Here is a 12,129-nt window from a genome sequence, read left to right on the forward strand (position 1 = left end):
CGCCGGCCGGCCCCTGGCATCCCGTGGACGTCTCTGGTGTGCCGGGGGCCGGTTCCGGGTCAGGCGCGCTTGCGATGGCTGGTGTCGCACCAGGGGAAGCGGCGGCTGCGCCGGCACGTGCACAGGGCGACGCGGAAGCGGTCGGAGCGGACGACGGTGCCGTCCTCCAGCTCCACCTCGACCGGGCCCTCGACCAGCAGCGGTCCCGGGCGCTGGACCTTGATCCGGCGCGGGGCGTCAGACGGGTTGTTCGGCACGGACGACCACCAGCTCCTCCCCGTCGTCGTCGGCGGACAGCAGTCCCTGACCGCGCAGCCAGGACTCCCGGCCCCGCAGCACCGGGCCGAAGGCGATCCGGCAGCGTCGTGTCACGCTCGCCTTGAGGCCCGCCGTACGCAGGTGACCGAGCGTCAGCTCGGTTCCGCTGAGGGCCGAGTGCACCAGGAGCAGCACGCCGCCGGGCCGCAGCAGGTCCGGCGCCTCCCGGCAGATGCGGTCCAGCACGAGTCGGCCGTCCCGGCCCGCGTCCCAGGCCCGGGCCGCCCCGGACGGCGGCTCGTGGTGGTCCGGCGACGGCACGTAGGGCGGGTTGGAGAGGATCACGTCGAAGGACCGGTCCCGCACCGGCGCGAAGAGGTTGCCGCGCCGGACCCGCACCGGCACCCCGGCCAGCAGCGCGTTCGCCCGCGCCGTGCACACCGCCCGCCAGGACACGTCCACCGCGGTGACCCGGTTGCCCAGCCGCGCCGCCGCGAGCGCGAGGGCCCCGCTCCCGGTGCCCACGTCCAGCACCTCCGCGCCCGGCGGAAGCGGCTCGTCGGCCAGCGCCCCGGCCAGCAGGGCGGTGTCTTCGTCCGGCGGGTAGACGCCGGGCAGGATCAGAGGATTCACCGAACCCGTGTTCCCTGACATTCAGGAAATATGGGAGGTTCCGGAAAGCTCCGGGGTGCGCAGCGACGACCTTCCGGCCCGCCAGTCCCGCAGCAGTCGGTCGGCGAGCAGGTCCTCGACATGACCGGTGGCGTCGATCCCGAAGACGACGTCGGCCGCCAGACGCGGCTCCGCCTCCAGCAGACCGCCGATGACCTCGTGGCGGACGACCTGCTCGTGCACGGCGTCGGCCTCGACGTGTTCGTCGTAGAAGTGCTCGGCGGCGGCTCCGGCGCCGGTGCGGCGCATCGCCTCCGCCAGGCGGCGGGAGCCGGGGGAGGAGGTGACCTCCACCGCGGCGAAGTGGCCCACGAGCGCGCCCCGCAGTGACCGGTGCAGTCCGAAGAGGGACATCAGGTTGACGGTGACCAGCGTCTGCGCGCAGGCCGCGTCCAGGTAGCGGCCGTACGTGCTGTCCAGGCCGAGGTCCGCCATCAGGTCGGCGAACAGACGCGCGTGCAGACGGTCGGCCCGGCCGCCGCCGTATTCGTCGAACTCCACCGCCGCCATGGCCGACTTGGCCCGGCCCGTCAGCCGCGGCAGCACCCAGGCGTGCGGGTCCGCCTCCTTCAGGTGGTAGAGGGAGCGCTGCGCGGCGTACTCGCGCAGGTGCCACAACTCGCCCTCGTCACGCAGGTAGTGCGACAGTCCCGTGCCGTCGACGGGTTCCACCAGCAGTTCCGCGAGCGCGTCGTCGACGCAGGCGTGGACCGGGACGTCCGCCCGCAGGGACGCGAGGAACCGCCGCTCCAGCGCCGCGCGGACGCGCAGCAGGCCGGGGTCCCACTCGCGGTCCGGGGAGACGCCCGCGAAGCCGCGGTAGTGCAGTTCGTAGCAGAGGTAGAGGGCGAGGTGCAGGTCGTCGCCGTATGCCTCGGCGTCGGCGGCGTCCTCGGGGCGCGGCAGCGGCCCGGCGCCCCGCAGGTACTCCCCGACGGCTGTCGAGAGCGGCCCGCGGGGGGACGGCAGCGGGGGCCCTGGGTGGTCGTGCGTCATGCGCGGCGGGTACCCGCCCGCAGGCCGGTCACCCGCTCGCAGGCCGGTCACCCGCCAGTGGCCCGGTGACCCGCCTGCGGCTCGGTCACCCGCTCGCGGCGGGTCACCGCCGACGCGGCGTCCGGCGCGTCCGCGCGTGTCCTGCGCAAGGGGTACGACGGTGCGGGCGGTCCCGCGCGGTCGCAGTTGACGGGCCGGGTGCCCAAGGCCGCCCGGCCCGCGCGGGGTGGCGCGCGCTCCGACCGGGCGGTCCCGGGAACCCGCCCGGCTGAGCCTCGTCCGGCCTCCGGGCATGGGTCCTGCTCCGGCCCTGGCTCTGGGTCCGGTTCCGGCTCCGGTTCCGGCTCTGGCCTCGGCTCCGGATCCGGCTCTGGGTTCGGCTTCTGACCCCGTGGTGGCCCAGTTGTGCTGACCGGACAGGTTGGTGACGCGGCTTGCTGGTGGCCTGCCCCGGGAGAGCACACCTAGGCCCCGGTTCCGCGTCCGAGTCCGGTTCCGGCCTCGGACCCGGATACGGCATCGGCTGCGGGGCCGTCCGGCGGGTCGGGCCGGTCCGGTGGGGCGGGCCGGCCCGGCGGGGCGGCTTCAGCCGTCGGGTCGGCGGGTCCGGTGGGTCGGGCTCAGCTGTCGGGCCCGGTGGGTCCGGTGGGTCGGGCCCGGCCGGCCGGTCTGACCCGACCGACTCGCCGGCAGGCGTGGCGTCTCAGTCGTCCTCGGATTCTTCCTGGGCGTGCGTGTTGGGGGTGATCGCGTCGCCGGCCTCGCCGCTGTGGCGCCGGTCGGCGGCGGCCCGGCCGCGGGGGGTGCGGGTCTCGGCGTCCTCGATCTCGCGCAGGACTTCCCCGAGCGCCGTCTCCGGGTGCTTCTCGGCGTCGGACATGGGGTGGTGCCTCCTTCTCCTTCGGTCAGTTCCTGGCGGTCGCGATGCGCAGCGGAACGGGCTCCGGGGGAGCCGGCGACTCGTTGAGACGGGTGATCTCCGCCCACCACGACGCCCCGTCCTCGATGTGCCGCAGCAGCACACCCTCACGTATCGCCCACGGGCAGACGGTGACCGCCCTGATCCCGGTCAGCTTCATCGCCGTGTGCCCGACCACCGCGCCGGCCAGGCTCTGCGCCGCGCGCGGCGCGGAGATGCCGGGGAGCCGGGCGCGTTCGGCGGCGGGCAGGGCCGCCAGCCTGCCGACCGCCTCCCGCAGCGCCGCGCGGTCCATGCGCCGCTCCTCGAACGGGCCGTGCCGCCCGGGCGCGGCCCCGCACAACCGCCCCAGCTGCTGGAACGTGCGCGAGGTGACCACCGCGGTGCGCGGGCCCTCCCAGCGGATCCGCGCCGCCACGTCCCGCAGTTGGTGCCGGACCCGGCGCCGCAGCGCCCGTACCATCTCGGGCGACGGCGGGTCCTGGTCCGCGAAGAACTCATGGGTCAGCCGGGCCGCGCCGAGCGGCAGCGAGGCCACGAAGTCGGGAAGCCGGCCGCGTCCGAAGGCCACCTCCAGCGAACCGCCGCCGATGTCCAGCAGCGCGAGCGGCCCCGAACGCCAGCCCATCCAGCGCCGGGCGCCCAGGAACGTCAGCTCGGCCTCGACCTCCCCCGGCAGGGTGCACAGCGCGACGCCGGTCCGGCCGCGGACGGTGCGCAGCACCTCCTCGCGGTTGGGCGCGTTGCGCACGACCGCGGTCGCGAACGCCAGGGGGCCCGCCGCACCCCAGCGGGCAGCGGTCCGGCTCGCGTCGGCGACGGCCTCGGCCAGGCGCTCGACGGCCTCCCCGGGAATGGCGGCGCCCGGCTTCACCTGCTCGGCCAGCCGCAGTCGCCATTTGGCGGTGTGGACCGGCAGCGGTACTCCGGCCTCCGCGTCCGCCACAACCAGCCGGACCGTGTTCGACCCCACATCCACCACGCTGATTCGCATGGGCCCGCGTGTACCCACTTCCCGCCGGTCCCACGCGGGCCGGGCGCCGCGCCGGGGCCCCGGCCGCAGGAAACCGGCCGGGCCCCGCACGCGGGCGGCGCGGGCCCCGCCACCCGGACGGCGGGCCGCCGCGGACGCCGCCCACCCTGGGCGAACGCCCGCCCCGGTACTCCCGGGCGGCGGCCGCCGCCGAAGGAGAACGACCGCGCCGGGGCCGGTGAAAAGAGGCCGAGACGCTTCCCGGCAGCGGCGAGGGGCCGCCGTCCGCCGGAAAGTGCCCTGCGAAAGTGCCCAGCGGACGGCGGCCCCTCGGACCCGGGCGGCTCACCTCCCGATCGGTCACATGTGGACGACGGGGGCCGCGTCCGCGTCCTGCCGCGGCACACCGCGGCGGAAGAGCAGGAGGGTGATCACGGCGCCGGCGGCGAACAGGCCCGCCGACCACCAGAAGGCGGTGGTGTAGCTCTCGATCGTCGCCTGGGCCCGGACCAGCTTGCCGGCCGCGTCCTTGCCGGCGAGGTAGTCGGTCGCGGCGCTCGCGGCGAGCGTGTTCAGCAGCGCCGTGCCGATCGAGCCGCCCACCTGCTGCATGGCGTTGACCGTCGCGGACGCCACGCCCGCGTCCTCGGGCGCCACGCCGCCGGTCGCCAGCTGCATGGCCGGCGGCATCACCAGACCGAGGCCGACGCCGGTGACGACGAGCTGCGGCAGCACGGCGCTCACGTAGCTGGAGCCGATGCCGATCCCGGTCAGCCAGGCCATGCCCGCGGCGGCGACGGCGAAGCCCAGCGGGACGACGGCCTTCGGCCCGATCCGCGGCACCAGCACGATGGTGCCCAGCTGGGCGGTCACCATCAGCGCGCCGACCATCGGCAGGAACGCCAGACCGGTCTCGGTGGGGCTGAAGCCGAGGTTGAGCTGCAGGTAGTAGGTGAGGAAGAGGAACACCCCGAACATGCCGGCGCCGGAGATCAGCACGGCCAGGAACGAGGCGGCGCGGTTGCGGTCGAGCAGGATGCGCAGCGGCAGCAGCGGGTGCGCGGCGCGCGTCTGCCACCCGGCGAAGGCGGCCAGCAGCAGCCCGCCCGTGATCAGGAACCCCCAGGTCAGCGGCGAGCCCCAGTCGTGCGTCTCGGCGTTGGAGAAGCCGTAGACGACGCTGAACAGACCGCCTGCGACCAGCACCGTGCCGGGCACGTCCAGCTTCGATCCGGCGGCGTCCCGGTGGTTGGACAGCAGCAGCCAGCCGCCCGCGAAGGCGACGACGGCGATGACGACGTTCACGTACAGCGTCCAGCGCCAGTCGAGCGCGTCGGTGAGCAGCCCGCCGAGCAGCAGGCCCATCGCGCCGCCGGCGCCGGCGATGGCGCCGTACACGCTGAACGCGCGGGCGCGCTCGCGCGCGTCGGTGAACGTGGTGTTCAGCAGCGACAGCGCGGCGGGCGCGAGCAGCGCGCCGAAGGCCCCCTGCAGGGCGCGCGCGGCCACCAGCATCCCGAAGCCGCCTGCCGCACCGCCCAGCGCGGAGGCGGCGGCGAAGCCGACCACACCCGCCAGGAAGGCCGTCTTGCGGCCGAACAGGTCGGCGATACGGCCGCCGAGCAGCAGCAGCGAGGCGAAGGCCAGCGCGTACGCGGTGACGATCCACTGCCGGTTGCCGTCGGAGAAGCCGAGGTCGGCCTGGGCCGAGGGCAGGGCGATGTTCACGATCGTCGCGTCCAGCACCACCATCAGCTGGGCCACGGCGACGACGGCGAGGATCCACCAGCGCCTCGCCGACGCCGCTTGCCGTGCCTGCGCGGCACCCGTTGGGGTGTCTTCGGCGAGTGTCTTCTGGGACATGGGAGAACCACTCCAGGGCGAAGGGACATAAACGAAACGGTTTCGTACACCGCGAGCTTAGAACACGCTCCTCGAAACGGCAACGTTTCGCTATCCGGGCGTCCTCACGCCATCTGGCGGCGCACCAGTTCGTGCAGCCGCCCGCCGGTGTCCGCGAGCAGTCGCGCGGGCGGACCCTGCTGGGCGACCTTGCCGTCCTCCATCACGATGACCCGGTCGGCGTCCAGCACCGTCGACAGGCGGTGCGCGATGACGATCCGGGTGGCATTGAGGGCCTTGGTGGACTCGATCACCGTGCGCTGCGTCTCGTTGTCCAGGGCGCTGGTCGCCTCGTCGAAGAACAGGATGCGCGGCCGGCGGATCAACGCCTGCGCGATCATGAGGCGTTGACGCTGGCCGCCGGAGACGGCGCCGCTGCCCGAGACGATCGTGTGCAGGCCCATCGGCATCCGCTCGATGTCCTCCGCGAGCCCCGCCAGCGCGGCCGCCGCCATCGCCTCCTCCGGCGTGTACGGCTCGGTGCCGCAGATGACGTCCAGGACGGAACCGGTGAACGGCTGCGCGTGCTGGAGCACCACACCGCACTGCCGGCGCACCGCCGACCGGTCGAGCGCCGCCAGGTCCTGGCCGTCGTACAGCACGCTGCCGGACACCGGCCTGTCGAAGCCGATCAGCAGCCTCAGCAGCGTCGACTTGCCGCAGCCGCTGGGGCCGACGATGGCCACGAACTCGCCCGGGCGCACCTCGAACGACACGTCGTCGAGGACCAGCGGCCCGTCGTCCGCGTACCGGAACGACAGCCGCCGGGCCTCGATCGCCCCCGACAGCGGGCCCGGGCGGGTGGATCCCGAGCGCACCTCCGGCGTCGCCTCCAGCACCGGCCGGATCTCCTCGAACAACGGCAGCGCGCCCACCGCCGACACGAACGCGCCGGTCAGCTGCGTGACCGAGGTCAGCAGCATGGTCACCGAGGTGTTGAAGGCGAGGAACGCGGCCGCCGACATCGTCCCGCGCGCCGGGCCCGCCAGCAGCATGAACATCAGCAGGCTGCACAGCGGCAGGTACACCGCGCCCAGCACGGTCGTCAGGTTCTTGATGCGGCCCACCCGCTGCTGCAGCTCCCGGCTGCGCGCGAACCGCTCGGCCCAGGCGGCGTAGGCGTAGTTCTCGGCCGCCGCCACCCGCAGCTTCGGCAGACCGCGCAGCGTCTGGAACGCCTGGTTGTTCAGCTTGTTGGTGAGCACCACCAGCCGCCGCTGCCAGCGCACCTGCCACAGCCCCAGCCCCAGGAACACAGCGGCGATGACGACGAGCATGCCGATCGCCGCCAGCGCCATCGGGACGCTGTAGCACAGCAGCAGCGCCAGGTTCATCGCGCCGACCGTCACCGACTGGGCGACGACCGGACCGACGCCCGCCAGCAGCCTGCGCATCGCGCTGACGCCCATCGCCGCGCTCGCCAGTTCACCGGTCGAGCGCTCGGTGAAGAACGTCGTCGGAAGCCTGAGCAGCCGGTCCCAGACGGCCGGTTGCAGGGTGGCCTCGATCCGGCCCTCCAGGCGCAGCAGGGTGAGGTTCTCCAGCAGCATGAAGGCCGCCGCCACCACGCCGGCCACCATCACCGCCAGGCACACCTGCCCGATCAGACGCGTCTGCGCCTTCGGCACGAACTCGCCGAGCACCTTGCCCGTCGCGATGGGCACCAGCGCGCCGATCGCCACCGTCACCAGCCCGGCGGCCAGCAGGCCGGCCAGATCACGGCCGGTGCCGCGCAGGCCGAACCACAGCAGCCGCAGCGGGCTCGGCGCCCGGTCGGGCAGCGGCCGGTAGAACATCACCGCACGCGGTTCGAACTCCGCCGCGTTGGCCTTCTCGACCGGCGTCTCCCGGCCGGTCGCCGGATGCACCGCCACATAGCCGCCGCGCCGCCACAGCAGCGCGACCGGCGCCCCGGACAGCGCCCGGTGGCCCACCAGCGGGCCGACGTCGTCCCGCCACCAGCGGCCGTCCAGCCGTACGGCCCGGGTGCGGACGCGGGAGGCCAGCGCGATCCGCTCGACCGGGTCGAGCCGGTCGCCGCCCGTGCCGGCCGGCGGCGGGTCGGCGAGCGTGATCCCGGCCGCCCGGGCGACCAGCGCGCACGCCGCGTAGGTGGCGTCCGCGTCGGCGGGCGTGGCGCGCGTGGCCGGGCGCCTGCCGATGGCGGCGAGCAGGGTCCGGTCGGCCTGCGCGCGCACGGCCTCACCGGCCCTGATGCCGGCGGCCGTGCGGCTCTCGTGGGTGCGCCCCAGTTCCTCGATCCACCGGTCCAGCGTGGTCAGCAGCCGGTACTGCTGGTCCACCATGCTCTGCCACACCGCCGGGTCCATCAGCAGGTCGGCGGCGGCCTCGGCGCCGTACAGCGACCCGTACTGCACGCTGCCCGGCGGCACCTGCATCCAGAACACGTCGTCGTCGTTCGCCGGTGCGGCCGGCTCCGCCGCCGTCGGCGCCTGGAACAGGATCGACAGGCTGCGGCCGACGCCCAGGGCGAGGGCGTGCTCCAGCGGGCTCGACCGCGGCGGCACGTACTGGGGATTGCCGTACTCGTCGTACGACCAAGTCTGCGTGTGCGCGGGCCGGTACAGCTCACGCAGCCCGATCCGGTGCACCACGCAGTCGCGCAACGGCCGTGCCACCAGCGTGTGCCGCGGACCGGCCACCGGTCCCAGCAGCAGCGAGCCCGCCTCCAGACGGCCCAGGTGGTGCCAGTGGCCCTGCCGGTCCGCGTCCACCGCGAACAGGTCCAGGGCGCCCGCCGCCACCAGCCACAGCACCTGCGGGCCCTCGAGGTCGAGCCCGCCCGGCCCCGGGCAGTCGATCCGCGTGCCCGTGCTGCCGAGCGCGCCGAGAACCAGGTCGCCTTCGCCCACGGCCGTCATCTCACCGCTCCCTCACCAGCGCCGCGTACGCGCCGCCCCGCGCCACCAGCTCCTCGTGCCGGCCGCGCTCCACGACCGTGCCGTGCTGGAGCACGACGATCTCGTCGCTGTCGCGCACGGTGCTCAGCCGGTGCGCGATCACCACGCAGGCACAGCCGCGCCTGCGCAGGTTGTCCATCACCACCAGCTCGGTCTCCGCGTCCAGCGCGCTCGTCACCTCGTCCAGCACCAGGATGCTCGGCCCGCGCACCAGGGCCCGCGCGATCTCCAGGCGCTGGCGCTGCCCGCCGGAGAAGTTGCGGCCGTCCTGCTCGACCCGGCCGTGGATGCCGCCGGGGCGCCGCATGACCACGTCGTACAGCGCCGCGTCCCGCAGCGCCTCCACCACCGCCTCGTCGGGGATCGACGGGTCCCACAGCGCCACGTTGTCGCGGACCGAGCCCTCGAACAGGAACACGTCCTGGTCGACGAAGGACACCGAGGCCGCGAGCGCGCCGCGCGGAATGTCCTCCAGCCGCTGCCCGTCGATGCGGATGACACCCTCCCAGGGCGCGTACAGGCCCGCGATCAGCCGGGACACCGTCGACTTGCCGCTGCCCGAGCCGCCGACCAGCGCCACCTGCCGCCCCGGGCCGACCGTCAGGTCGAAACCGGAGAGCAGCGGCTTGTCGAGCGGGCTGTAGCCGAAGGTGACGTTCTCCAGCTCGACGTGACCGTCCAGGCGGCGCGTCGAACCGCCCGCGCCGGGACGGCCGTACAGCGGGTCGGCCCGGAAGTTCTCCACGTCCTTCAGCCGGGCCACGTCGGCGGCGAAGTCCTGGATACGGCCCGCGACGCCGTTCAGCCGGGTGATCGGCGCGGTGAAGCGGGTCACCAGCGCCTGGAAGGCGACCAGCAGACCGATCGAGATGCCGCCCTCGACGGCCCGCAGACCGCCGATCCACAGGATCAGCGCGCTGTTCAGCGACGCCAGGGTCGGCGCGACCACACCCAGCCAGGCACTCGGCACACCGAGCCGCTGCTGCTCCTCCAGCGTGGTCGCGTGCTGCCCCGCCCACCTGCGGAAGTAACCGTCCTCACCGCCGGTCGCCTTCATCGTCTCGATCAACTGCAGTCCTGTGTAAGCGGTGTTGGTCAGCCGGGCGGTGTCGGCGCGCAGCTTCGCCGTGCGGGTGGCGCGCAGCCGTACGACCACCCGCATGGCGACCACGTTCAGCAGCGCGACGCCGACGCCGACATACGTCAGCTGCGGATCGTAGGTGTAGAGCAGCACCGCGTAGAGCACGACGACCACGGCGTCCACGCCCGCCGCCGCGAGGTCGCGGGCCAGGGTCTCGGCCACCTGGTCGTTGGACTGCAGGCGCTGCACCAGGTCGGCCGGGCTGCGCTGGGCGAAGAACGTCACCGGCAGCCGCAGCAGATGGCGCAGGAAACGGGCGCTGGAGAGGGTGGAGGAGATGATCCGGCCACGCAGCAGGTTCGCCTGCTGCAGCCACGTGAGCACGATAGTGAGCAGCACGCACCCGCCCATCGACGCGAACAGCACGCCCAGCAGCGAGGTCTGACCGCCGATCAGGAACGTGTCGATGTAGGTGCGGCTCAGCGCGGGCACCGCAGCGCCGACCACGACCAGCAGCAGGCTGGCCAGCACCGCGGCCGGCATCGTGCCCGCCGTGCCGCGCAGCCGGGCCGGCATCGCGCCGAGGACGCCGGGCCTGCGGCCGCCCCTGGTGAAGTCCGCGCCCGGCTCCATCACCAGCACGACGCCGGTGAAGCTGCCGTCGAAGTCCTCCATGGGCACGAAACGGCGGCCCTTGGCGGGGTCGTTGACATACGCCCCGCGGCGGCCGAAGCGGCGGCCCAGCCCCTCGAAGACGACGTAGTGGTTGAACTCCCAGAACAGGACGGCCGGCGTGCGCACCTCGGCGAGGGCGGCGGTGTCCATCTGCATGCCCTTGGCCGTCAGACCGTAACCGCGCGCCGCCTTCAGCAGGTTGCTGGCGCGCGAGCCGTCGCGGGAGACGCCGCAGGCGATGCGCAGTTCCTCCAGCGGCACGAACCTGCCGTAGTGGCCGAGCACCATGGCGAGGGAGGCCGCGCCGCACTCGACCGCCTCCATCTGCAGCACGGTCGGCGTGCGGACGGTCCTCGGCCCGCCCTTGGGCGCCGGGGGCCCGGGCGGGGCGGCCCGGCGTCTGCTCCGGGTCCGGGCCCGGTGTGCGGTGCTCACGGCAGCAGCCAGTCGACGGGACGCTGCCCGGCCAGCCGGATCGAACCGGAGGCCAGGGTCATCGAGTCGAGGCGGTACGGCGGCCCGTCCGCGGACGACCACCGGTAACCGCTCTTCGTGCCGGACGACCTGTCCAGCCGGACCAGCACGGCCACCGGCCTTCCCTTCCTGGTGAACTGCTCGCCCAGCTGGCTGTCGCCGAGGAACGCGGCGATCTGCCGCGCCGACTGCGCGGAACGGCCGACCGATGCCACGTGGCCGCGCAGTACGCCGTACCGCTGGGCCGGCACGGACTGCACGGTGAGGTCGACGGGGGCGTTCGCCGGGACGGAGGCCGCGTTCTCGGCCGGGACGTACACCGTGGCGTACAGCGGGTCGCCCGCGCGGGCGACCTTCTCCACGGCGGCGACGTCCGCCCCGGTCCGGACGATCTGGCCGATGGTGACGGCGAGCGCGGTGATCCGGCCGGCGGCGACCGTGCGGACGACGGCGTCGCCCCGGCCGGTGCGGACCTTCAGCACGGGGGAGCCGGCCGGCAGCCGTTCGCCCTGTTCGGCGAGGACGGCGGTGACCTGGCCGGCGACGGGGCTCTGCAGGACGTAACTGCCCTCGCCGTGGGTGAGGACGCCGGGCGCGCCGACCGTGGAGGCGACCGAGCCGGTCACCGCCCACACGGCGGCGGCGGCCATCGCGGCCACCGTCACGGACAGCACGAGCCAGCCCTGCGGGCGGGCGAGGCGCACCGGGAGGTCGAGCTCCTCGGGCGACTGGAGTCTGGCGAGGGCCTGTCGGCGGAACTGCACGGGTCCTTTCCCTCACCTGGTCAGCGGTGAACGGTGTCGGCCGTAAGCGGTGTCAGCTGTGGACGGGGTCAGCCGTGAACGGTGCCAACTGCGAACGGTGTCAGCCGTGAACGGTTCAGGGCGTCCGGGAGCCCCGGAGCCGGGGAGTGGCTCCGGGACCCAGCGGCACGAAGGGTGCGGTCAGAGACCGGCGACCAGGTTCGTCACCGGGGCGGTGTTCAGGCCGGTGACCCCCTCGACGGTGCCGATGGCCGTGTCGACCAGGCCGGAGACCGGGGCGATGCCGTTGACCGCACCGGTGACGGTGTTGACGGCGTGCACGGACAGGCCGCCGGAGACGTTGTCGAGCTCGGCGTCGGAAATCTCGACGGTGTCGACCTGGGGGGTGGAGTTCATGGCGGAACTTCCCTTCCTATGGATGTTTCACAAGGGGGAGCGGCCCCTCTGGGGACAGATGAACGGCCGCGACCGCGGGCGCCGGACGCCCGTTTCCG

Annotated in this window: 10 protein-coding genes; all 10 read right to left on the bottom strand. The window is 74.1% G+C overall.

The annotated features are described in order from the left end of the window. Positions 1 to 59 precede the first annotated feature (59 nt). On the bottom strand, positions 60 to 257 hold the full coding sequence (locus ACH4ZX_RS02770; protein WP_398266337.1) for a CDGSH iron-sulfur domain-containing protein: 198 nt from the start codon (positions 255 to 257) through the stop codon (positions 60 to 62). Beyond that, a complete protein-coding gene (locus tag ACH4ZX_RS02775) occupies positions 238 to 912 on the bottom strand; it encodes a HemK2/MTQ2 family protein methyltransferase (RefSeq protein WP_398266340.1) in 675 nt (224 codons plus the stop codon). Before ACH4ZX_RS02775 ends, ACH4ZX_RS02770 begins: the two co-directional genes overlap by 20 nt. Then, positions 913 to 1,926, bottom strand: coding sequence for an iron-containing redox enzyme family protein (locus ACH4ZX_RS02780; RefSeq protein ID WP_398266343.1), 1,014 nt, complete (start codon positions 1,924 to 1,926; stop codon positions 913 to 915). It lies immediately after the preceding gene. A gap of 703 nt (positions 1,927 to 2,629) precedes the next feature. Further along, positions 2,630 to 2,806 (bottom strand): hypothetical protein, encoded by a 177-nt coding sequence (locus ACH4ZX_RS02785; RefSeq protein WP_398266346.1) that lies wholly within the window; start codon positions 2,804 to 2,806, stop codon positions 2,630 to 2,632. Positions 2,807 to 2,831: 25 nt separating this feature from the next. Beyond that, entirely contained in the window at positions 2,832 to 3,839 is a 1,008-nt protein-coding gene (locus ACH4ZX_RS02790) for a Ppx/GppA family phosphatase (protein WP_398266349.1), read from the bottom strand. Between the two features lie 339 nt (positions 3,840 to 4,178). Beyond that, entirely contained in the window at positions 4,179 to 5,681 is a 1,503-nt protein-coding gene (locus ACH4ZX_RS02795) for an MFS transporter (RefSeq protein ID WP_398266352.1), read from the bottom strand. A gap of 104 nt (positions 5,682 to 5,785) precedes the next feature. Beyond that, a complete protein-coding gene (locus ACH4ZX_RS02800) occupies positions 5,786 to 8,602 on the bottom strand; it encodes an NHLP bacteriocin export ABC transporter permease/ATPase subunit (protein WP_398266355.1) in 2,817 nt (938 codons plus the stop codon). A gap of 1 nt (position 8,603) precedes the next feature. Then, positions 8,604 to 10,832, bottom strand: coding sequence for an NHLP family bacteriocin export ABC transporter peptidase/permease/ATPase subunit (locus tag ACH4ZX_RS02805; RefSeq protein ID WP_398266358.1), 2,229 nt, complete (start codon positions 10,830 to 10,832; stop codon positions 8,604 to 8,606). Continuing rightward, a complete protein-coding gene (locus ACH4ZX_RS02810; RefSeq protein ID WP_398266361.1) occupies positions 10,829 to 11,635 on the bottom strand; it encodes an HlyD family efflux transporter periplasmic adaptor subunit in 807 nt (268 codons plus the stop codon). The genes ACH4ZX_RS02805 and ACH4ZX_RS02810 overlap by 4 nt, the downstream gene beginning before the upstream one ends. A 180-nt stretch (positions 11,636 to 11,815) precedes the next feature. Then, positions 11,816 to 12,031 carry a type A2 lantipeptide gene (locus ACH4ZX_RS02815; RefSeq protein ID WP_398266364.1) on the bottom strand — a complete coding sequence of 72 codons (216 nt, stop codon included), beginning with the start codon at positions 12,029 to 12,031 and terminating at the stop codon, positions 11,816 to 11,818. Between the last annotated feature and the right edge of the window lie 98 nt (positions 12,032 to 12,129).

Source organism: Streptomyces sp. NPDC020490, assembly GCF_044335305.1.
Taxonomy (GTDB): Bacteria; Actinomycetota; Actinomycetes; order Streptomycetales; family Streptomycetaceae; genus Streptomyces.